Source organism: Streptomyces sp. NBC_01451, assembly GCF_036227485.1.
Taxonomy (GTDB): Bacteria; Actinomycetota; Actinomycetes; order Streptomycetales; family Streptomycetaceae; genus Streptomyces.
On the sequence record NZ_CP109479.1, the window covers coordinates 2,662,213 to 2,683,043 of the forward strand.

The 20,831-nt window shown below is 70.2% G+C and carries 20 protein-coding genes; 7 read left to right on the forward strand and 13 right to left on the reverse strand.

The annotated features are described in order from the left end of the window. Positions 1 to 22: 22 nt before the first annotated feature. The 5 genes from OG595_RS11255 to OG595_RS11275 all read left to right on the forward strand — a co-directional run bounded on the left by OG595_RS11255 (position 23) and on the right by OG595_RS11275 (position 4,623). Positions 23 to 1,390: an L-serine ammonia-lyase gene (locus OG595_RS11255; RefSeq protein ID WP_329270647.1), complete on the forward strand. Its 1,368-nt coding sequence runs from the start codon at positions 23 to 25 to the stop codon at positions 1,388 to 1,390. Between the two features lie 260 nt (positions 1,391 to 1,650). Beyond that, entirely contained in the window at positions 1,651 to 2,265 is a 615-nt protein-coding gene (locus OG595_RS11260) for a type IV toxin-antitoxin system AbiEi family antitoxin domain-containing protein (protein WP_329270649.1), read from the forward strand. Beyond that, positions 2,265 to 3,164, forward strand: coding sequence for a nucleotidyl transferase AbiEii/AbiGii toxin family protein (locus OG595_RS11265; RefSeq protein ID WP_329270650.1), 900 nt, complete (start codon positions 2,265 to 2,267; stop codon positions 3,162 to 3,164). Before OG595_RS11260 ends, OG595_RS11265 begins: the two co-directional genes overlap by 1 nt. A 379-nt stretch (positions 3,165 to 3,543) precedes the next feature. Next, complete coding sequence (locus OG595_RS11270) at positions 3,544 to 3,930, forward strand: hypothetical protein (RefSeq protein ID WP_329270652.1); 387 nt, start codon at positions 3,544 to 3,546, stop codon at positions 3,928 to 3,930. Between the two features lie 132 nt (positions 3,931 to 4,062). Continuing rightward, on the forward strand, positions 4,063 to 4,623 hold the full coding sequence (locus tag OG595_RS11275; protein WP_329270653.1) for a glycoside hydrolase family 25 protein: 561 nt from the start codon (positions 4,063 to 4,065) through the stop codon (positions 4,621 to 4,623). 115 nt (positions 4,624 to 4,738) lie between these two features. Here the strand turns inward: OG595_RS11275 and OG595_RS11280 are convergent, their stop codons facing one another. Further along, complete coding sequence (locus OG595_RS11280) at positions 4,739 to 4,951, reverse strand: EF-hand domain-containing protein (RefSeq protein ID WP_329282798.1); 213 nt, start codon at positions 4,949 to 4,951, stop codon at positions 4,739 to 4,741. Between the two features lie 42 nt (positions 4,952 to 4,993). Further along, positions 4,994 to 5,908 carry a helix-turn-helix domain-containing protein gene (locus tag OG595_RS11285; RefSeq protein ID WP_329270655.1) on the reverse strand — a complete coding sequence of 305 codons (915 nt, stop codon included), beginning with the start codon at positions 5,906 to 5,908 and terminating at the stop codon, positions 4,994 to 4,996. A 56-nt stretch (positions 5,909 to 5,964) separates the two neighbouring features. Here OG595_RS11285 and OG595_RS11290 point away from each other — a divergent pair, with 56 nt between their 5' ends. Beyond that, entirely contained in the window at positions 5,965 to 6,603 is a 639-nt protein-coding gene (locus OG595_RS11290) for a GNAT family N-acetyltransferase (RefSeq protein ID WP_329270657.1), read from the forward strand. 74 nt (positions 6,604 to 6,677) lie between these two features. On the opposite strand, the gene OG595_RS11295 is transcribed toward OG595_RS11290, so the two are convergent. The 6 genes from OG595_RS11295 to OG595_RS11320 form a co-directional block, all read right to left on the reverse strand. After that, positions 6,678 to 7,928 (reverse strand): YVTN family beta-propeller repeat protein, encoded by a 1,251-nt coding sequence (locus OG595_RS11295; RefSeq protein WP_329270659.1) that lies wholly within the window; start codon positions 7,926 to 7,928, stop codon positions 6,678 to 6,680. Continuing rightward, positions 7,928 to 8,710 carry a polysaccharide deacetylase family protein gene (locus OG595_RS11300; protein WP_329270661.1) on the reverse strand — a complete coding sequence of 261 codons (783 nt, stop codon included), beginning with the start codon at positions 8,708 to 8,710 and terminating at the stop codon, positions 7,928 to 7,930. Before OG595_RS11300 ends, OG595_RS11295 begins: the two co-directional genes overlap by 1 nt. A 158-nt stretch (positions 8,711 to 8,868) precedes the next feature. Further along, on the reverse strand, positions 8,869 to 9,372 hold the full coding sequence (locus tag OG595_RS11305; protein WP_329270663.1) for an ATP-binding protein: 504 nt from the start codon (positions 9,370 to 9,372) through the stop codon (positions 8,869 to 8,871). Between the two features lie 305 nt (positions 9,373 to 9,677). Further along, positions 9,678 to 10,445, reverse strand: a complete 768-nt coding sequence (locus OG595_RS11310; protein ID WP_329270665.1) for an enoyl-CoA hydratase/isomerase family protein — start codon at positions 10,443 to 10,445, stop codon at positions 9,678 to 9,680. A gap of 105 nt (positions 10,446 to 10,550) precedes the next feature. Next, complete coding sequence (locus OG595_RS11315; protein WP_329270668.1) at positions 10,551 to 11,834, reverse strand: L,D-transpeptidase; 1,284 nt, start codon at positions 11,832 to 11,834, stop codon at positions 10,551 to 10,553. A gap of 215 nt (positions 11,835 to 12,049) precedes the next feature. Further along, positions 12,050 to 13,276, reverse strand: coding sequence for a L,D-transpeptidase (locus OG595_RS11320; RefSeq protein WP_329270670.1), 1,227 nt, complete (start codon positions 13,274 to 13,276; stop codon positions 12,050 to 12,052). 192 nt (positions 13,277 to 13,468) lie between these two features. On the opposite strand from OG595_RS11320, the gene glgX reads away from it, so the two are divergent. Then, complete coding sequence (glgX, locus tag OG595_RS11325) at positions 13,469 to 15,796, forward strand: glycogen debranching protein GlgX (protein ID WP_329270672.1); 2,328 nt, start codon at positions 13,469 to 13,471, stop codon at positions 15,794 to 15,796. Here glgX and OG595_RS11330 read toward each other — a convergent pair. The 5 genes from OG595_RS11330 to OG595_RS11350 form a co-directional block, all read right to left on the reverse strand. Then, positions 15,789 to 16,427, reverse strand: a complete 639-nt coding sequence (locus OG595_RS11330) for a GNAT family N-acetyltransferase (protein WP_329270674.1) — start codon at positions 16,425 to 16,427, stop codon at positions 15,789 to 15,791. The genes glgX and OG595_RS11330 overlap by 8 nt on opposite strands. 766 nt (positions 16,428 to 17,193) lie before the next feature. Beyond that, positions 17,194 to 17,841, reverse strand: a complete 648-nt coding sequence (locus OG595_RS11335; RefSeq protein ID WP_329270676.1) for a response regulator transcription factor — start codon at positions 17,839 to 17,841, stop codon at positions 17,194 to 17,196. Then, positions 17,831 to 19,096: a sensor histidine kinase gene (locus OG595_RS11340; protein ID WP_329270679.1), complete on the reverse strand. Its 1,266-nt coding sequence runs from the start codon at positions 19,094 to 19,096 to the stop codon at positions 17,831 to 17,833. The genes OG595_RS11335 and OG595_RS11340 overlap by 11 nt, the downstream gene beginning before the upstream one ends. A gap of 32 nt (positions 19,097 to 19,128) precedes the next feature. Further along, positions 19,129 to 19,878: an ABC transporter permease gene (locus OG595_RS11345; protein WP_329282800.1), complete on the reverse strand. Its 750-nt coding sequence runs from the start codon at positions 19,876 to 19,878 to the stop codon at positions 19,129 to 19,131. Between the two features lie 5 nt (positions 19,879 to 19,883). After that, complete coding sequence (locus tag OG595_RS11350; RefSeq protein ID WP_329270682.1) at positions 19,884 to 20,789, reverse strand: ABC transporter ATP-binding protein; 906 nt, start codon at positions 20,787 to 20,789, stop codon at positions 19,884 to 19,886. Positions 20,790 to 20,831: the final 42 nt, after the last annotated feature.

A 20,831-nucleotide genomic window follows, 5' to 3' on the forward strand; every position in this document is an offset into this window, starting at 1 on the left:
GCCCCCGTTCTGAGGAGTTCCCGTGGCCATCTCGGTCTTCGACCTGTTCTCGATCGGTATCGGCCCGTCCAGCTCCCACACGGTCGGCCCGATGCGCGCGGCCCGGCTGTTCGCGCGCCGACTGCGCAACGAGGAGGTCCTCGGGGCGGTGACGTCGGTCCGCGCGGAGCTGTACGGCTCCCTGGGCGCGACCGGACACGGCCACGGAACTCCCAAGGCGGTGCTGCTCGGCCTGGAGGGCGCCTCACCGCGCACGGTGGACGTGGAGGGCGCGGACACCCGGGTGGAACAGATCAAGGAGTCGGGCCGGCTGAGGCTCCTCGACGACCATGAGATCGCCTTCTCCTTCGACGACGACCTGATCCTCCACCGCCGCAAGACACTCCCCTACCACGCGAACGGCATGACCCTGTGGGCGTACGACGCCTCGGGCGCCGAACTCCTCTCGAAGACGTACTACTCGGTGGGCGGCGGATTCGTCGTCGACGAGGACGCCGTCGGCGCCGACCGGATCAAGCTCGACGACACGGCCCTCAAGTACCCCTTCCGCACGGGCGACGAACTGCTGCGCCTGGCGAAGGAGACGGGCCTGTCGATCTCCGCGCTGATGCTGGAGAACGAGCGGGCCTGGCGCACCGAGGACGAGATCCGCTCCGGGCTGCTGGACATCTGGCGTGTGATGCAGACGTGCACGGCACGCGGCATGTCCCGCGAGGGCATCCTGCCGGGCGGGCTCCGGGTCCGCCGGCGCGCGGCCATGTCGGCACGTCAACTCCGCGCGGAGGGCGAGCCGTTGGCCCGCGCCATGGAGTGGATCACGCTGTACGCGATGGCGGTGAACGAGGAGAACGCGGCGGGCGGTCGGGTCGTGACGGCCCCGACGAACGGGGCCGCGGGCATCATTCCGGCGGTCCTGCACTACTACATCAACTTCGTGCCGGGCGCCGACGAGGAGGGCGTGGTCCGCTTCCTCCTCGCCGCAGGCGCGATCGGCATGCTGTTCAAGGAGAACGCGTCCATCTCCGGCGCGGAGGTCGGCTGCCAGGGCGAGGTGGGCTCGGCCTGCTCGATGGCGGCGGGCGCACTGGCCGAGGTGCTCGGCGGCAGCCCCGAACAGGTCGAGAACGCGGCCGAGATCGGCATGGAACACAATCTCGGCCTGACCTGCGATCCGGTCGGCGGCCTGGTCCAGATCCCGTGCATCGAACGCAACGGCATGGCCGCGGTGAAGGCGGTCACGGCGGCCCGGATGGCGATGCGGGGGGACGGCTCGCACAAGGTGTCCCTGGACAAGGTCATCAAGACGATGAAGGAAACGGGCGCCGACATGAGCGTCAAGTACAAGGAGACGGCGCGGGGCGGGCTCGCGGTGAACATCATCGAGTGCTGAGGCAACAGGCCCTAACCAGCACGTTCGTGTCTTTCGGTGCTGTCGGGGCCTTCCCTGCTTACTCGGCGGGAAGTCCCCGAAAACTCCCTGAGACAGGCTTGAAAGTCCCCGAAAAGTCCCCAGGAAATCCCATGGGCGGGAGCCTGACCTGGAGGTTCGTAACCTCTTCGATCGCTGTTCCGACTCGCCCTGACCGCCAACCGTCGCCAGGATGTATCAAATCGATCCCCTGAAACCTCCAGAGGGGTACTATTCGATACATGAGTGCTGCGGAGAACCCGCGCTTGGAGCAGCGGCTGACCGGCCTCTCCCCCACGTTCACTACGGCGCAAGCACGTCAGGTCCTGCTCTCCCCTCGTGATCTGGCGTCCTTGGTCGCGGAGGGAGAGATAGACGAACTGTCCCGAGGGGTCTACCGACGGGCAGACGCACCAGAGACCGCGCACGCGGATCTGCTGGCCGTGTGCGCACGGGCTCCTCGCGCCGTCGTGTGCGGCGAGTCCGCTCTGGCCCTGCACGAGCTGATCGACGACATCCCCGCAGCGGTACACATCGCCGTGCCGCGCGGTACACGCCGCCCCACGATCTCCTACCCGCCCACCGTAGTGGCGCAGTACGCCCCGACGACCTTCGCTCTCGGCGTCGAACGATTCGAAGCAGCCCCAGGAGAAACCATCCCCGTGTACAGCGCCGCCCGCAGCGTCGTCGACGCAATGCGCCACCGCAGCCGCATCGGCGAGACCCTCGCCCTGTCCGCGCTCGGCCGCTATCTGCGCCAGGGCGGACGCCGTAACATCGGCGAACTCCAGGACGTCGCGCGCGAGTTGGGTGCTCTCTCCGTTATCCGCCCTGCCGTTGAGGCGGTGCTCGCCTGATGGCCAACCCCACTCGTGACACCACCGCCGGCCGCGTCTACAACGACCTGCGCAACCTGGCTCGCCACGCCAGCCGGTCCACGGACGAGATCATGGTCGAGTACGTCCTCGAACGCTTCCTCTACCGCCTGGCCGCGTCACCCCTCGGCCGCGAACACTTCGTACTCAAGGGCGGCCTGCTCCTCGCCCAGTTCGGCGCACGCCGGATGACCCGCGACATCGACATCCTCGGCCGCTCTTTTCCAGGCGACGAAGCGGAGATCATTCGCAGGATCGCCGGCATCGCCGCCACCGAGATCGACGACGGCGTCGCATTCGATCCCGCGACGCTCAAGACCGTGCCCATCCGCGAGGAGGACGAGTACCACGGTCTGCGTCTGTCCATGGGCGCCTCCGTCGCCCGAGCACGACTCAAGCTCCAACTTGATGTCAGCTTCGGCGATCCAGTCACTCCCGGCCCCCGGATCATCGACTACCCACAGCAGCTCACGACGGACAGCTTCCAGCTCCTCGGCTACCCACTCGCCACCGTCATCGCCGAGAAGCTCTCCACCGCCGTCTCACTCGGCGACCTCAACACCCGCGACCGCGACTACGGCGATCTCTACCGGCTGCTCACCCTCAACGACCTCGACGGCCAGGAACTCACCACCGCGCTGACCGCCACCGCCGCACACCGCGGCATCACCCTGAAACCCCTCAGCACCGCCATCAGCGACCTCGGCGAGCGCCGCCAGACCTCGTACACCGCCTGGCGCCGGAGACAGGGCCCCGCCGCGACCGGCTACCCCGAACGCTTCACCGACGTCGTCCGACAGGTCACCGCCTTCGCCGACACACTTCTCAACGACGATGCCATCAGCCTCACTTGGAGTTCGGCGACCCTCGCGTGGTCATGAACCAGACCCGGCCGACCGGCCAGGCTTCAAGGCGAACCCAAGACGTACGCATTACGAGTGCGGGGCTCACCGAAGTCATCGGGTGCCGCCCGAGCATCAACGACCCAACCCCACAGGCGTCTCACGCAGCATCGAATACGTTGTAATCAGCCCCGACAAAAAGTCCCCAAAAAGTCCCTGACGTGATTCAAGGCAAGCCTGGGTATATCAAAACCGCAGGTCAACCCCATGATCAGTAGCCGTCCACATGTACGTCAAGTACAAGGAGACGGCGCGGGGCGGGCTCGCGGTGAACATCATCGAGTGCTGAGGCGATACGCCCTGCCCGCCGACCGTCACGGAGCGAAACCCGATGATCGGTGAACGGTGAGGAGTCCTGATGCCGGATCAGCGGTGGATGCGCGAGGAATCCCGTGTCACGTGGGAGGCCATGGGCCGGAGCGACCACGCGGCCGTCGTCCGAGCCGCCCGCGGGGGCGAATCGGCAAAGGACCCCGACCCCGCCACCGCGCTGCTGGCGCTGCACTGGGCCTGGGCCGTCATCGGGCCGCCCGGTGCGCGCAGGCGCTACCCCTGGCAGGACGTCTTCCTCGATGTCAGGCCCACCGCTCTCCTCACCGACATCTACGACGGCACACCGCGGAACGACGTCCGCACATACGTCCGCCGCGACGCCCGGCGGGTTGAGGCGGCGTACCTGCCGTTCCTGGAGTCCCTTGACGTGGAAACGGGCCGACCAAGACGAGGCGCAGCGTCCTGGTCATGACCGGCGGGGCAGGGGTCTCCACCGCGATCGGCAAGAGGCTGAACCGGCAATCCCCCGTGCCGCGGAATCACTTGTGCAAAGGTGGGAAACCAGCAATTCCTGTCCCCCCACCGGCACTTCAGGGAGCACCCCATGCTGCGCGGCATAGACGTGAGCGCGTACCAGTCCTCCGCCTACGACACGGACGGCCTCTCCTTCGTCTTCATCAAGGCGACGGAGGGCCGTTCGTACGTCAATCCCAAGCTCGCCGCGCAGACGGAACGGGCCCGCGACGCCGGCTGCGTGGTCGGCTTCTACCACTTCCTCTGGCCCGGCAACCTGACCGCCCAGGCCGAGTACTTCCTCAGCAGGGCCTCGGAGCGGGCGAATGCCGACATCCTCGCCGTCGACTGGGAGACGACGGGCGACGGCACCCACGCCTCGAACGCCGAGAAGGACACCTTCATCCGCAAAGTGAAGGAACTCCGGCCGGACAACCGGGTCGTCCTCTACTGCAACAGGAACTACTGGTTGAACGTCGATACGACCTCCTACGCGGGCGACGGACTGTGGATAGCCGACTACGTGACGGCCGGCGAGCCCCGTATCCAGGCGACATGGCGCTTCCACCAGTACACCGACGACCCGGTCGACACGAACGTCGGCGACTTCGCGACCAAGAAGGCCCTGCAGGAGTGGGCAGCCTTCAACTGACGCTTACGTCCGACACGTTCTCCGCGCATCCGGGTGCCCCCAACACCCTCGCGGGGACGTGAAAGGGGCGCCCGCCGGCGGTCCGGTGGGCGCCCCTTTCACGTACTGATCGGCGCTACTTGTTCAGGTACGTCCAGAACTCGTCGAACGACAGGAGCTTGTCGCCGTCGAGGTCGCGGGAGGCGATGATGACCTCGGCCACGGACTCGGTGACGTTCCAGTCGCCCTCCTGTGCCAGGGCGGTCTTGAACTCGGCGGCCGTGATGAACCCGTCACCGTTCGTGTCGATCCGCTCGAACTGCTTGCGTGCTTCCTCGATGTCCGCCACCGGGACCCGCCCCTTCATGTACGTACTACTGACGAGGTCAGATTAGCTGGCCGAGCGCGCACGCAGCGCCGCGACCACCCACCCGAACTCCGCACGGTGCGCGGCCGGCGGTTCCTGTCCCTTCACCGCGACGAGCAACTCGCGGTAGCGGGCGACCGTGTCGTTCGTCGGCGACTCCAGGCGCGCGAGTACGTCGGCGGGGTCGGCGTCGCCCAGCAGGTCCCGCAGTACCTCCGCGGCCTCCGGGTCGTCGGGGGCGACACCCCGCGCACGGGCATCGGCCGCCAGCTTGACCATCCGCTGGGCGAACCACAGGGACGCGCCCTCCTCGGCGTCGTGGCCGCGGTCGGCGGCGTTGAACTCGGCCACCGCGCGCATCCGCGCCTTGAACTCCGGGTCACTCAGCAGCTCGGCCAACTCCACCCAGGCGTCGACCTGTTCGGGCGTCGGGTCGTCGGGCAGGTCGGCGGCGACGTTCCGCATCCGGTCGCGGATCGCCGGGTCCGCCGTGTCGAGGCCGTGGAACATCTCGTCCACGAACTCCTCCAGGATGCGTTTGCGTTCGGCGGCCGACAGCCGCGCCAGCTTGTTCATGAGTGTCGTCTCCTCCGCGGTGGAACCGCGTCTCGCCACGGACGACAGCACCGCACGGGTCACCCGCAGCGTCCGGATCTGCGCGTCCAGCGCCGCCACATGCGCGGCGGCCACCTCCGCGACCGTCGTCTCCCCGGCCAGCACGGCGCGTACGTGGTCCAGGCCGAGGCCCAGTTCGCGCAGGGTGCGGACCAGTTCGAGGCGGGCCACGGAGCCGGCGTCGTACAGCCGGTACCCGCCGGCCGACCGGGTGACGGGCGGCAGGGCGCCCTCGTCGGACCAGTAGCGGATGGTCCGTACGGTCAGCCCGGTGGCCCGGGCCAGTTCGCCGATGGTGAGATGTCCGGTGCCGTCGTCGATCATGTTGGCGAGTCTGGGCCTTCCAGTGGGTGGAGACTCAAGAGGCCGGGAGGGGCGCTGTGGGGGAAACGCTGAAGGACATTCTCGACTCGGCGGCGCGGGGTGTCTTCCCGCCTCCCGACGGCCGCACGACGATCGTGCCCCAGGCCTCCCACCGCGACGCCGGGGTCATCGCCTTCACCGCGCACGCCGTCGTCTTCACGGACGAGGACCCGGACTGGGTACGCCGGACCCTGGCCGGCGTCGACAGCGACGCGCTCTCCGCGCCGATGAACCCGCGTTTCCTGGCCGCCCTCATGGACCGTACGGGCCGCTCGAACGAGACCATCGACCTCCTCGCGGTCGCCTCCCCGGTCCAGGGGGACCCGCCGCTGCCGCTGACGGAGATCGACGGCCTCGGGCATCACCGGATCGCCCGGGCCCACAAGCACCGCGACGACGTGCGGGTGTGGGCGGCCGACGGCGGGGTGCTCATCCTCGGGCGCGGGGTCGCGGGGCGGCTGGAGGCCGCGGTGGAGGTGGCGGAGACGGTACGGCACCGGGGGCTGGGGCGGGCGCTGGCGGCTGCCGCCAGGCAGCTGAGCGGCGGGGAGCCGGTGTGGGCGCAACTGGCTCCCGGCAACGCCCGCAGTGTGCGGGCGTTCCAGGCGGCCGGGTTCGTGCCGGTGGGCGGGGAGGCGCTGCTGCTCGCCCCGTAGACGTCCCGGCCGACGCCGACGCGGCGGTCGACGGCCGCCTTGACCGGGTCGCCGAACTGAGGGCGGGCCGGGGATCAGCGGAAGATGCCCGTGTGTCCGAGTGAATAGCGGCCGGGCTGCGGGTAGACGGCGAGACCGTGCGGGCCACGGCCGACGCTGACGCGGGCGAGCTGCCTGCCGGTCCGGGTGTCGATGGCGTACACCTCGTCGTCGTAACGGCCGGACAGCCAGAGGACCCTGCCGTCGGCGGAGACGCCGCCCATGTCGGGGCTGCCGCCGTCGGGCAGCCGCCACTTCTTCGTGACCTCGCCCTTCTCGAAGTCGAAGACGGAGACGGTGCCCTCGCCCCGGTTGGAGACGTACATCTCGCGGGAGTCGCGGCTGACGTACAGCCCGTGGGTGCCCTTGCCGGTGGGCAGGAGGGTGGGCCGGGCGAAGCTGTCGCCGTCCAGGACCCACATGCCGTCGGCCATCATGTCGGCGACGTAGAACCGCTTGCCGTCGGGCGAGATCTTGACGTCCTGGGGCATCGCGCCCTCGAAGGGCAGCTTCTGTTGCCCGACGACCTTCATCTTCTCCGTGTCGACCTTCAGCAGTTCGCCGCTGAACTCGCAGGACACGACGAAGTACCGGCCGTCGAGGGAGAAGTCGGCGTGGTTGACGCCGTAGCAGCTGACGGGCACGGTCTTGGCGATCTTCATGGTGTGCGGGTCGCGGAAGACGAGCTCGCGGTCCAGGGAGGCCATGACGACGGCGTATCTGCCGTTGGGCGTGAAGTAGAGGTTGTATGGGTCGTGGACGTCGACCGGTTCGCCCGCCTTCCCGGTCCTCGGGTCGATGGGCGTGAGGGTGTGCCCGCGGTTGTTGTTGACCCAGAGGGTCTTGAGGTCCCAGGAGGGCACGACGTGTTGCGGCTGGCGCCCGACGTGGATCGTCTCGACGATCTCGTACGTCCTCGGGTCGATGACGGAGACGGTGTCGGACTCGGTGTTGGGCACGTAGACCCGGGACGGGAAGTCCCGGACGACCGGGGAGAGTCTGTTCGGCCGGTCGGCGGCGTACACGTCACGCGGGTGGAGGACGGGCGGCATCCCGGGCAGTCCCCGGACCACGGGCGCGGCGGGGACGGCGGGCCGGGCGGCCCCGACCGTGCCGCGGGCCCTGTTCGGCTGTTCGCCGGCCTCGGTGCGGGACTCGGTGCGGGTCTCGGTGCGGGTCTCGGTGCGGGACTCGGTGCGGGGCTCGGTGCCGCAGCCGGCGATTCCGGCGAGGACGGCGAGAGCGGCCCCCGTGACGAGGGCGCGGGTGATGGCGGTGGGGGGCATCAGGTCAGCAACTCCGTGGTGGTCACCGCGCGCAGGCCGCGGCGGTCGAGTTCGTGCAGGAGGCCGGGGAACGCGGCGACCGTGTCCGCGTAGCCGAGGTGCAGGCTCACGATCGATCCGGCGCGGATGCCGGCCATGACGTTGCGTACGACGGCGGGGGCGCCCGGCGAGGTGAAGTCGAGGGAGTCGACGTCGTAGGACAGGACGTGCGGGTAGCCGGCCCGGTGGGCGAGCCGTTCGACGAGCGGGGAGGCGCGGGCGGCCCGCGAGGGCCTGAACCAGGTGCCGATGGAGCCGGTGAGCCTTTTCAGTCGCTCGGCGCACCCTCTGATCTCGGCGTCGGCGTCCGCCTCCGGCATGGTGTTGATGTCGAGGTGCCGGAGGGTGTGGTTGCCGAGTTCGTGACCGCCGTCGAGGACGCGGTGCGCCAGGCCGGGGTGGGCGTCGAGCCAGGTCCCGACGGCGAACACGGTGACGCGGGAGCCGTGTTCCTCGGCGGCGTCGAGCAGCGCGTGCGCGGTGGCGGGGTCGCCGTCGCCGTGGAAGGTGAGGGCGACCCGGGGGCGGTCGCGGGGGCCGTGGGGGATCTGGGCGGGGTAGCGGAGGAGCGGTGCGGGAGCGGGGGCGGGGGTACGGGAGGCCGGGGCGGTGGCTGAGGGGGCGACGGGCTGAGCGGCGGCACCGCCGGTGGCGTCACTGGTCGCGCACCCGCTGGTCAGCACCCCCGAGGCAACGATTCCGGCGCCCGCGCGCAGCACCGCCCGACGGTCGGTCGTGGTCACCGCACCATTTAAGGGGGGTCGGTCCGGAAAACAGGCGATTAGCCCGATCGGCGGCCCGCCCACATACGGTCACCCCCCGTACGGCAACCGCCCGCACGGCAACCGCCCGTACGGCCACCACTCGTAGGGCCAGGCACCCTCGCGCCCGGTCGCGTGCTCTACCGGTCGGCGACCCGCATCTCGAACCACGTCGTCTTCCCGCGCGGCAGCAGGTCGACGCCCCAGCGGTCGGAGAGCTTGTCCACCAGCATCAGTCCCCGCCCGCTGATGTCCATCTCCTGGACCGGCATCAGACACGGCAGTCCCCGTGAGGGGTCCCGGACCTCCACCCGGATCCATCCGCGGCGCCGGCGCATGCGCAGGCCGAAGACTCTCGCGCCGGTGTGACGCACCGCGTTGCCGACCAGTTCGGAGACGAGCAGCACGGCGTCCTCGGTCATCTTGGGGGACAGTCCCCAGTGACGCAGTACGACGACCTGGGCGAGGCGGCGCGCGGTCGCGGCGGACTCGGGGCGGGACGGCAGCGGAACCTCGGCCTCCGTCGGGTCTCCGAACAACTCGAGCGCCTTGAGCGCTCGTTCGTCCTCCACCGCAGGCGACCACCGCGCCGCCGTCGCACGACCGTGTCCCCGCGGCTGTTCCATGCCCTCCAGCCCCGCCATGCCCCCATCATGGCCGCCCGAGCCGCCCTCGGGGGCTGTTCCGCGGGAATACGCCCCCCGGAACACGTCATTCCGAATAGGCCGTTCGGCATATGCCGTTGGCATCACGTCGGGCCCCGAAGGACCTCCGACCTGCGACGGAAGCTCACTTTCGGGCAAGCGACAGGCCCCCTCGACAAGACAGGCTTAAGGCTCGCTTAAGGCTCCCATAAACCGCCCGATCGAGGGACCCGGATAAGACATCGCGTCAACTGCAAGTACTTTGTTCGAGAAAATCGGCGGAACCTGGCGGAACTCGGCGAGAGTCAGAGGAACTTCGCCTTACCGGGGCCCTCCTCCACGAAGCTCCGCATCCCGATCTCCCGGTCCTCCGTCGCGAACAGGCCCGCGAACCAGTTCCGCTCGATCGCGAGCCCTGTCTCCAGGTCCGTCTCCAGACCCGCGTCGATCGACTCCTTCGCCGCGCGCAGCGCGATCGCCGGTCCCTGCGCGAGCTTCGCCGCCCACGCGTGTGCCTCGGTGTACACGTCCGCTGCCGGTACCACGCGGTCGACCAGGCCGAGCGCCAGCGCCTCGTCGGCCTTGACCATCCGTCCGGTGAAGATCAGGTCCTTGGCCCGGGACGGGCCGATCAGCCGGGACAGTCTCTGCGTACCGCCCGCGCCGGGGATCACTCCCAGCAGGATCTCCGGCTGACCGAGTTTCGCATTGTCGCCGGCGATGCGGTAGTCCGCGCAGAGCGCCAGCTCACAGCCGCCGCCGAGCGCGTAGCCGGTCACCGCGGCGACGACGGGCTTGGGGATACGGGCCACGGCACTGAAGGAGTTCTGCAGGTCCCTGGACCGGGCGACCATCGCCGCGTGGTCCATCGCCTGCATCTCCTTGATGTCCGCGCCGGCCGCGAACACCTTCTCCCCGCCGTACACGACGACCGCCCGTACGTCGTCCCGGCGGGTGGCCTCCTCCGCGAGTTCCTTGAGGCGGTCCTGGGTGGCGACGTCCAGCGCGTTCATGGGCGGCCGGTCCAGCCGGATCGTGCCGACGCCCTCGGCGACTTCGAGATGCACAGTCATGTACGCAGGTTAACGAACACTAACGACAACGGGCCCGGTGCTGTCAGTCACACCGGGCCCGCGGAGCGTCGTGGCGGAGAGAGGAGCGGAGAGGACGGGGAGGGGCTACGCCTTCCACTTCTCCCAGGACATGTTCCAGGCGTTGAGCCCGTTGTCCGGGTCGACGATCCGGTCGTTGGAGTTCTTCACGATCACCACGTCGCCGATCATCGAACGGTTGAAGAACCAGGCCGCCGACACACCGCTGTCGTAGCCGCCGCGCACGTCCCGGAGGCCGATGCAGCCGTGGCTGGCGTTGTAGTTGCCGAAGGCGTCGCCGCCCCAGTAGTTGCCGTGGATGAAGGTGCCGGAGTCGGTCAGACGCTGGGCGTGCGGGACGTCCTTGATGTCGTACTCACCGCCGTAGCCGACCGTCTCGCCGTTCATCCGGGTCACTTCGAGGCGCTCGGTGATGACCATCTGGCCGTTCCAGGTGTCGTAGCCGGGCTTGCCGGTGGTGACGGGGATGGTCTTGATGACCTTGCCGTCCCGTCGTACGACCATCTTCCTGGTCTTGACGTCGACCGTGGAGACCTGGCTGCGGCCGATGGTGAAGGAGACCTGCTTGGCCTGCTTGCCGTAGACACCGGGCCGTCCCTCGACGCCGTCGAGGGCGAGGGCGACGGTGACCTTCGTGCCCGGCGTCCAGTACTTCTCCGGGCGGAAGTCGAGGCGGTCGTTGCCGAACCAGTGGCCCTCGACGTCGACGGCCGGCTCGGTCCTGACCGTGATGGCCTTCTCGACGTCCTCGGGGTGTGTGATGCCCCGCGTGAAGCGGATCGAGAAGGGCATGCCCACGCCGACCTTCGAACCGTCCTCGGGCGTGAACGTGCCGACGAACGTGTTCTTCGGGGTGAGGGTGGTGAAGGAGGACTCCTCCGCCGCCGTCCGCCCCTCGGCGTCCTTCGCCACCACGTGCACCTTGTACGTGGTCGACGCGGCGAGATGCGTCGACGGCGCCCACTTGGTGTCGCCGGCGGTCAGCGCGCCCGCGACCGCGTTGCCCTTGGAGTCCTCGACCTTGACCTCGGTCAGCTTGCCCTTGGCGGCGCTGACGTTGAGTGCGCCGCTGGTGTCCACCGACCTGGCGCCGTCCTTGGGCGCGATGGTGACGACCGCCTGCGACTGCTGGGTCTGCGCGGTGGTGGAGTCCTTGCCCTTCGGCTTGGCGTCGTCGGACCCGGAGTCCGAGCCGCCGCCACCCCCGCCGCACGCGGTGACGGCGACGAGCAGGACACCGGCGAGCAGCGCCAGTGGTCCTCTGCCGCCACGTATGCCGCGTGTCCCGGCCGCCTTGGTCCTGCCTCGCCGTGCCGCAGCCGAAGCCCCCGATATCGGTCGCGTGTTCAAGCTTTCTCCCCTCCCCGTGGCCTGACTCAGGCCCGCTTCCCCGGCGCGTCCCGCGCACCCCGGGCGCATATTAACCACAAGGTCACGCCCCCCGGCGGCCCCTGAAGGTCACCATTCCGTCCCAACATCATCAGATTGTCGGACCCGACCGTTCAGGTCACCCCCGTGACCGTTACAGCGCTTCGGTGACCACTACGACGTCGTTCGGCGTCCCGCTACTTCACCGCGCTGCCCGCCGTCCACTCCTTCCAGCCCATGTTCCAGCCGCCGAGCCCGTTGTCGGGGGCGACCTTCTTGTCCTTGCTGTGGACGACCTCGATGACGTCCCCGACAAGGCTGCGGTCGAAGAACCAGCCCGCCGGGCTGTCGGCGCTGCCGCCCTTCACGTCCTTGAGCCCCACGCAGCCGTGACTGACGTTGGTGTTGCCGAAGGCGTCCGGCGCCCAGTAGTTGCCGTGCAGGAAGGTTCCGGAGGTGGTCAGGCGCATCGCGTGCGGCACGTCCGGGATGTCGTACTCGCCGCCGAAGCCGACCGTGCGGCTGTTCATCCGGGTCACTTCGAGCATCTCCGAGACCACCATCTTCCCGTTGTACGTCGTGTTCTTCGGCGACCCCGCGGTGATCGGCACCGTGGCGAGCAGGTCGCCGTCGCGCCGCACCTCCATGGTGTGCGCGGCGGCGTCGACCAGCGAGACCTGGCTGCGGCCGACGGTGAAGGCGAACGTCTTGTGCTGGATCCCGTAGACCCCAGGAGCCCCCTCGACGTCCCGCAGCGCCAGCTCGACGGTGACCCTGGTCCCCGGCGCCCAGTACTCCTCGGGCCGGAAGTCGAGGCGTTCGGAGCCGAACCAGTGCGGCCGGATGTCGACGGGGGGCTCCGCGGTGACGCGCACGGCGCGTTCCACGGCCGCCCGGTTCCTGATCTCGCGGTTGAACTCCAGCGACACGATCATTCCGGTGCCGACGGTGGCACGGTTCTCCGGGGTGACGTACCCGATGAACCGCTCATCGGGCACGTACGTGGTGAAGGTCGTGTGCCGGGCCGAACGGCGTCCGTGGGCGTCGAGCGCCACGGCGTCGACCGTGTACCTGGCGGCCAGCGCGAGCCGCGCGTCGTCGGGCCGCCAGGACAGCCCGTCCTCGGAGATCCGCCCGGACACCTCCGACTCCTGCGCGTCCTGTGCGCTGACGACCTTCACCGACTCCAGGCGCCCACTGGGCACCCGGACGAGAAGGGGGCTGCCGGGGCGCACGGAACGGCTGCCGTCGGCGGGCGAGACGTCGATCACATCCTGCGGCGCCCTGGGTTTCCCGAACACCGAGTCCGCGCCGCCCACCCCCTCCGAAGTGCAGCCGGCGACTCCGGCCAGCAGTCCTGCCCATGTCAGTACGGCGACCAGCCCGGCCCTCGCGCGCCCAGCGCGCCCTTGTACGTGCCTCACACCGCACCCAACGACGCGGCCCGCCCCGGGGAAACGTGAGTGCGAGCCATGCTCTGGGCAGAACAGGGGGGAGAAACGACGCGAAGTACAACGCAACAGGGCGCCGCGGCCGGGACGCCGCACACTTGTTCTTGCTGTGCTCGCTTCGTTTTACTCGTTTCACTCGTCCCATGAGTCGCGGGAGGCGGAGAGGTGTCCAGCGCAGCCGAGCAGAAGGCGGTCGCCAAACAGCGCACCGTCGAGGAGAGGCGCCCCGAAGCCGTGTTGCCCGACATCGATCTCGATCCCGGTCCCCATACCGACAGCGCGCTGAACGGCACGTCACGCGCCGCGCTGCCCGCCGTGCCCGTGTGGCCGGGGACGCCGATGCCCCTCGGCGCACGTTTCCGCACGGGCCCCGACGGGGTGTCGGGCACCAACTTCGCGCTGTGGGCGGGCGGCGCGGAAGCGGTGGAGCTGTGCCTGTTCGGCGAGGTCGAGGAGGGCGACGGGGGCGGCGCGGAGGTGGAGACCCGCATCCCCCTCACCGAACTGACGCACGAGATCTGGCACGGCTTCGTGCCCGGGGTCGGGCCGGGCCAGCGGTACGGCTACCGCGTGCACGGCCGCTGGGACCCGTGGACGGGCGCCCGCTGGAACCCGGCGAAGCTGCTTCTCGACCCGTACGCGCGCGCGGTGGACGGCGATTTCGACCTGCCCCCCGAGGTGTACGGGCACGTCCGTGACTGGCCCCAGCAGCAGGTCGCGGACACCGTGCGCGACGACCGCGACTCGGCGCCGTTCGTCCCGAAGGGCGTCGTCGTGCACGACGACGCCCCCGACGACGAGTGGGCGGACGACCGCCGCCCGAAGACCCCGTGGGCGGACTCGGTGATCTACGAGGTCCACGTCAAGGGCTTCACCAAGCTGCACCCGGGCATCCCGGAGGAGTTGCGGGGCACCTACGCGGGCCTGGCGCACCCGGCGGCGATAGCGCACCTGACGAAGCTGGGCGTGACGGCGGTGGAACTGCTGCCGGTGCACCAGTTCGCTCACGAGGACCATCTCCTGCGCCGGGGTGTGAAGAACTACTGGGGCTACAACTCGATCGGCTACTTCGCCCCGCACGCCGGGTACGCGGCGACGGGTACGGCGGGCCAGCAGGTCGGCGAGTTCAAGCGCATGGTGCGCGCACTGCACGAGGCGGGCATCGAGGTCATCCTCGACGTGGTCTACAACCACACGGCGGAGGCGGACGAACACGGCCCGACACTGTCGCTGCGGGGCATGGACAACAGGGGTTACTACCGGCTGCAGAGCGACGCGCGCCGCTACACGGACTACACGGGCTGCGGGAACACGCTCCACGTGGTCCAGCCGCACGTGCTGCGGCTGATCACCGACTCGCTGCGGTACTGGGTGACGGAGATGGGGGTCGACGGTTTCCGCTTCGACCTGGCCGCGGCCCTGGCCCGCTCGATGCACGACGTCGACATGCTCTCCCCCTTCCTGGCGGTGATCGCGCAGGACCCGGTGCTGCGCCGGGTGAAGCTGATCGCGGAGCCGTGGGACGTCGGTTCCGGCGGCTACCAGGTGGGCGCGTTCCCCCCGCTGTGGACGGAGTGGAACGACCGCTATCGCAACGCGGTACGGGACTTCTGGCGGGGCGCGCTGCCGGACGTGCGGGACCTGGGATACCGCCTGTCGGGGTCGAGCGACCTGTACGCGTGGGGCGGTCGGCGCCCCTACGCCTCGGTCAACTTCGTGACGGCGCACGACGGTTTCACGCTCCGGGACATGGTGTCGTACGAGCGGAAGCACAACGAGGCCAACGGGGAGGGCAACCGGGACGGCACGAACGACAACCGCTCCTGGAACTGCGGTGTGGAGGGCGAGACCGACGACGAGCAGATACTGGCCCTGCGGCGGCGCCAGTTGCGGAACCTGCTGACAACCCTGTTGCTGTCGACGGGTGTTCCGATGCTGGTCGCGGGCGACGAGCTGGGGCGTACGCAGGGGGGCAACAACAACGCGTACTGCCAGGACAACGAGATCAGCTGGGTGGACTGGAGCCTGCTGGAGGACCCGGGCTGGCGCGCGCTGACCGAACTGACCGCCCGGCTCATCGAGTTGCGGCACCGCCATCCCGTACTGCGCCGCCGGGCGTTCTTCTCCGGCCGGGCCCATTCGGCCGACGGGCTGCGGGACCTGGCCTGGTTCACCGCCCGGGGCGCGGAGATGACGGAACGGGACTGGTACGCGCCGGCGGAGACGCTGGGCATGTACCTCTCGGGCCTCGACATCCCCGGCCGGGACGCCCGGGGGGTACCGATCACCGACGACAGCTTCCTCGCGATCCTCCACACGGGCGACACCCCGACGAACTTCGCACTGCCGGGCTCCCCTTGGGCCGAGCGGTACGAGGTCGTCGTCGACACGTCACGGGAGGAGCAGGGGGAGGCGCCGGGGGTGGGATACCGGGCGGGGGACGCGATCGGGGTGCCGGGGCGGGCCGTTCTGCTGCTGCGGGTGGTCAGGTGAGGGTCGGCCCCGGTGTCACCCGTGTGAGGCGTCGTTCGAGGCCCGCCCGGCAGGCCGGCCACTCCTCCGCGGTGATCGAGAAGATCGCGGAGTCACGGAGCCGGCCGTCCTCGCCCGGTACCCAGGAGCGGGACCAGTTCCGCAGGACGCCCTCGAAGCGGGCGCCCGCCCGCTCGATCGCGGCCCGTGAACGGGCGTTGCGCGCGTCGGTCTTCAGGTCGACGCGTGCCACGTCCCAGTTCTCGAAGGCGTGCCGGAACAGCAGGTACTTGGCCTCGGTGTTCACGCCGGTGCCCTGGGCGGATGCCGCGAGCCAGGTGAAGCCGACCTCGACCGCGCACAGTCCCTCGCCCTCCGGCCACGGCCGCGGGTCCCAGTAGGCCGTGGCCCCGACCGCGCGTCCCGACGCCCGGTCCACCTGCGCGTACGGAGCCAGTTTCCCCTCGGCGGCGCGGGCGAGCTGGGCGTCGATGTACCCGCCGACCTCGGCCGCCCTCGGCACCCAGGTGAACCGGTACGAACCGCGGTCCTCCTCCGCGGCCCTCGCCAGGTCCGCGGCGTGACGGTGGGCCAAGGGCTCCAGGCGGACGAGCGAGCCCTCCAGAACCGGTCCGTCCAGCGTGAGGCTCATCGATCACCGATCCAGAACAGGGAGACGCTGCCGACCCCGTACGGTTCCAGAGTCGTGGCCGTCCTGTCGCGCGAATTCAGCGTCGGTTCCGGTCCGTGGACACCTTCTTGACGCCCCCGTCCTCCCCGCTGGGGCAACTCGGCGACCACGACCTGTACGAGGGCAACGCCGAGTACCAGGATCTGCCCCACCGGGATTCGTTTGCAGTGCATCGGGCTTCGGCCCGGTGGTGAAGCAGGTCCGAGGTTGCGACGCTGAGCGTCGCGGGTTCTTGTCCGGCGGAGCCGGATGGGGTGTTCCTCGCCCGTGGCGCGGAGCGTCGCGAGGCGGAGCCGGGCGCCGCTCACGCAGGGCGGTTGCACTGTTCGATGTACTGCTTGACCGCGGAGAGTGGGCGCCGCCGACGGTTCCGGCGAAGTAGGAACCGGACCAGAGCTTGTTGGACCGTCAGTGGTGGCGTACCAGGTCGGGGAACTCCTGACGCAGGCGGCTGTAGGAGACAGCTTGCGGGAGTTGACGAGCTTGGTGACGGCGACCTTGGGCGGGAGGTTCACCAGAAGGTGGACGTGGCTGTCGAGTCAGCAGGCCCTCAACCAGTACACCGACGGCTTGGTCGAGAACTACACGCAGATGAGGCAGAGCGCCTCTGCAACCTGGCCGCCGACCGGCGCGAGCAGGCCGATCCGGCGCCCGACAAGCCGGAGTTGCTCGCCGAGCTGACAGCCGCGTGGGAGACGATCGCGAACGGGCTGCTGCCGTCCCCGGGTCAGGGGCTGTGCGGGCCGAGGATGCCTCGCTCGTAGGCCGTCGCCACCGCCGCCGCGCGGTCCTTCACGCCCAACTTGGTGTACAGGTGCGTCAGATGGGTCTTCACCGTGGCCTCGCTGATGAAGAGGACGCGGGCGATCTCCCGGTTCGACGTGCCCCTGGCGACCAGGGCGAGAACCTCGCGTTCGCGGGCCGAGAGGGGCTCGTTGCCCGGGGCGCGGACCGCGGAGACCAGACGGGAGGCCACCGCCGGGGAGAGGACCGTGCGGCCCTGGGCCGCCGCCCGTACCGCCGTGAAGAGTTCGTCCCTCGGGGCGTCCTTCAGGAGGTAGCCCGTCGCGCCCGCCTCGATCGCGGGGAGGGTGTCGGAGTCCGTGTCGTACGTCGTCAGGACGAGGACCCGGGCCCGGGACCGGCGGCGGGTCAGTTCGGCGATCGCGTCGACTCCGCCGCCGCCCGGCATCCGCAGGTCCATCAGGACGACGTCGGGGTCGAGGGCGGCGGCCAGTCCCACCGCCTCCACGCCGTTCGACGCCTCGGCCAGCACCGTGAAGCCCGGCGCCGACTCGAACATGCCGCGCAGACCGTCCCGTACGACGGGATGGTCGTCGACGATCAGCAGGGTGATGGGCGCGTCAGTAGTCATGGGGGACCAAAGGTACGCGGGCCGAGACCGCCGTGCCGTGACCAGGCCCGGACTCCACGGTGAGCGTGCCCGCGACGCGTTCGGCGCGGGCACGCATGCCGTCGAGGCCGAAGCCGCCGGTGCCGTTGCGTTCACGGACCGTGAGCGGGTCGAAGCCGTCGCCGTCGTCGCGGATGTCGAGGATCACCTCGTCGCCGAGGAAGGTCAGGGTGACGCCGGCCCGTGACGCCCGGGCGTGACGGGAGGCGTTCGACAGGGCTTCCTGAGCGATGCGCAGGAGGGTCGCCGCGAGCTCCGCGTGGAGCTGTTCCGCCGGGCCGGTGACCGTGAACTCGGCGCGTACGCCCGTCCGTTCGGCCCAGTCCGCGACCGTCTTCTTCAGGGCCTCCGGCAGGTCGTCGCTCTCCAGGGCCACGGGGGCCAGGTTCTGCACGGAGCGGCGGGCCTCGCCGAGGCTGCTGCGGGCCAACTTCATGGCGCGGTCCACGTGTTCGCGCGCCAGGGTCCGGTCCGGGGTGTTCGTCACCACCTGGAGCTGGGCGATGATCCCGGTCAGGCCCTGGGCGATGGTGTCGTGGATCTCGGCGGCCAGCCGACGGCGTTCGTCCGCGACGCCCGCCTCCCTTGCCTGGTGAAGGAGTTGGGCGTGCAGGGCGGCGTTCTCGTCGAGGGCCTGCTGCAACGCCGTGTTGGTGCGTTCGAGTTCGACGATGGTGACGGCCCGGTCGCGGGAGCGCTGTTCCTCCTGCTCGGTGGCGTGGGCGACCAGCGCCTGAAGACCGAAGTTGACGGCCAGCAGCGCGGCGAACGCGGCCCACTGGACCCCGCTGTCGAACAACAGCCCGCCGGCCTGCGCGGCGGCCACGGTGACCGCGCTGGCGAACAGTCCGAGCCGCCGCCACATGCCCGGGATCAGCTCGTCGGCGTCCATGTAGCCGGTGGCGGCGTAGAACGCGAAGAACGGGTTGATCCAGGTGAGCAGGAAGGCGATCGCCCAGCGCACGACGTAGTACGCCGTGCCCGCCCGGGACGGGGTCCGGCCGCGGTTCGCCCGCCGGGAGCGGGTGCCGTGCCACCAGAGCTGGAGCGCGAGCGCGGCGCCGACCAGCGCCCCGGCGGCCTGCCACTCGACGGGGCCTTCGATCAGGTCGGCGGAGACCCCAGCGAGGACCACGCTGACACCGAGCAGCCCGTACGGCCCCCAGATGTGCAGGTGCTCCATGCGCCGGTCGATGCCTGTGTCCGCCGCGGTCATGTCCCCAGTCTGCACGGACCGCCGGCCGTCCCCTACTCCCACCGGAACCAGCGCGCGGCGCCCGCCGTGAGCAGTACCGTCCACGCCACCAGCACGCCCAGGTGGCCCCAGCCGGGCCAGTCCCCCGCCGCCGCCCGGTTCAGTGCCTCGGCCGCCGCGCCGAAGGGGGTGCGGCCGACGATGCCGGCCAGCACGTCCGGCATGGTCTGCACCGGCGCCCACAGGCCCGCGCAGAACATCGCCGGGAAGAACACGGCCGAGCCGATCGCACCCGCGATCTTCGTCGTCCGGGACAGCGCCGAGACCACCGCGCCGAGCGCGAGGGCGGCCAGCACGGTCAGGACGAGGGCCAGGGCGTAGCCGAAGGGCTGCCGTGGCAGTCGTACGTCGAAGGCGAGGCGCCCGATCGCGAGGGCGAGCAGCGACGAGGCCAGGGCCGCCCCGCCGTAGACCAGCATCTGCGCGGAGAGCAGGGCGGCCGGGCGGACCGGGGTGGCGGCCATCCGGCGCAGGATGCCGCGCTCGCGGTAGCCGGTGAGGGTCTGCGGCATGGACTGGAGCCCGCCGACGATCGGGCCGAGCAGCACGGCCACCGGCACGTACACGTCGATCGTCCGCAGGCCGCCCAGGTCGGCCTGCCGGTCGCCGAACGCGGGGATCGAGCCGAGGATCACCAGGAGGAGCGTCGGGAACAGCAGGATCCAGAAGAGGGCGCCGGGTTCACGGCGGAACAGGCGGATCTCGGTCCTCAGTACCGCGGTGTCGACGACGGACGTGTTCATGGCGCTCATGCGGCTTCCCCCTTCGTCAGGTCGAGGAACGCGTCGTCCAACGTGGCGTCGGTGACGCGGAGTTGGTGGGCGGTGACATGGCTGCGGGCGAGGAGGGTGATGACCGCGTTGACGGTCTCGTCCGTACCGGAGAGGGTGACGCGGCCGTCCCTGTGGTCGACCGACGCGAGCGCGGGAAGCGCGTTGAGAGCGTCATCGGCCAGCGGGGCGGACGGCGTGAAGCTGATCACCGTGGCACCCGCCGAGCGGCGGATCAGACCGGCCGGGGTGTCCAGGGCGGCGATCCGCCCCTTGTCGATCACGGCGATCCGGTCGCAGAGCCGTTGCGCCTCCTCCATGAAGTGCGTCACGAGGAGAACGGTGACCCCGCTCTCCCGTACGTCCTCGATGAGCTGCCAGGTGTCCCGGCGGGCGCGTGGGTCGAGGCCCGTGGTCAGTTCGTCGAGGACGACGACCCGCGGGTTGCCGATGAGCGCGAGTGCGATGAACAGGCGCTGTTTCTGGCCACCGGAGAGCTTGCCGAACCTGGCGTCGAGACGGTCGGTCAGGCCAAGCCGCTCGGCCAGCGGGCGCCAGTCGGCCGGGCGGGGGTAGAAGGCCGCGTACAGCTCCAGGGCCTCGCGGACGGTCAGCTTGGCCTGCAGTTCGCTCTGCTGGAGCTGGGCGCCGAGGACCCGGCTGGTGGCCTCGTGGTCGGTGACCGGGTCAAGGCCGGTGACCCGGACCCGGCCGGAGTCGGGAAGGCGCAGGCCCTCGACGCATTCGACGGTGGTGGTCTTGCCGGCGCCGTTCGGGCCGAGGATGCCGAAGATCTCGCCCTCCTCGACGGCGAAGGAGACGCCGTCCACGACGGGACGGCCGCCGTAGGACTTGCGCAGGTCGTTCACTTCGATGACGGACATGCAACCAGCGTCGCGGCGCGGGACGGGGCGGCACATCGGCCG

Coding starts and splice junctions, on each gene's coding strand:
- OG595_RS11270 (WP_329270652.1), top strand. CDS start 3,544: ATGCCGGATCAGCGGTGGATGCGCGAGGAATCCCGTGTCACGTGGGAG.
- OG595_RS11345 (WP_329282800.1), bottom strand. CDS start 19,878: ATGAACACGTCCGTCGTCGACACCGCGGTACTGAGGACCGAGATCCGC.
- OG595_RS11275 (WP_329270653.1), top strand. CDS start 4,063: ATGCTGCGCGGCATAGACGTGAGCGCGTACCAGTCCTCCGCCTACGAC.
- OG595_RS11285 (WP_329270655.1), bottom strand. CDS start 5,908: ATGATCGACGACGGCACCGGACATCTCACCATCGGCGAACTGGCCCGG.
- OG595_RS11335 (WP_329270676.1), bottom strand. CDS start 17,841: ATGACTACTGACGCGCCCATCACCCTGCTGATCGTCGACGACCATCCC.
- OG595_RS11260 (WP_329270649.1), top strand. CDS start 1,651: ATGAGTGCTGCGGAGAACCCGCGCTTGGAGCAGCGGCTGACCGGCCTC.
- OG595_RS11350 (WP_329270682.1), bottom strand. CDS start 20,789: ATGTCCGTCATCGAAGTGAACGACCTGCGCAAGTCCTACGGCGGCCGT.
- OG595_RS11330 (WP_329270674.1), bottom strand. CDS start 16,427: ATGAGCCTCACGCTGGACGGACCGGTTCTGGAGGGCTCGCTCGTCCGC.
- OG595_RS11340 (WP_329270679.1), bottom strand. CDS start 19,096: ATGACCGCGGCGGACACAGGCATCGACCGGCGCATGGAGCACCTGCAC.
- OG595_RS11295 (WP_329270659.1), bottom strand. CDS start 7,928: ATGCCCCCCACCGCCATCACCCGCGCCCTCGTCACGGGGGCCGCTCTC.
- OG595_RS11310 (WP_329270665.1), bottom strand. CDS start 10,445: ATGACTGTGCATCTCGAAGTCGCCGAGGGCGTCGGCACGATCCGGCTG.
- OG595_RS11305 (WP_329270663.1), bottom strand. CDS start 9,372: ATGGCGGGGCTGGAGGGCATGGAACAGCCGCGGGGACACGGTCGTGCG.
- OG595_RS11265 (WP_329270650.1), top strand. CDS start 2,265: ATGGCCAACCCCACTCGTGACACCACCGCCGGCCGCGTCTACAACGAC.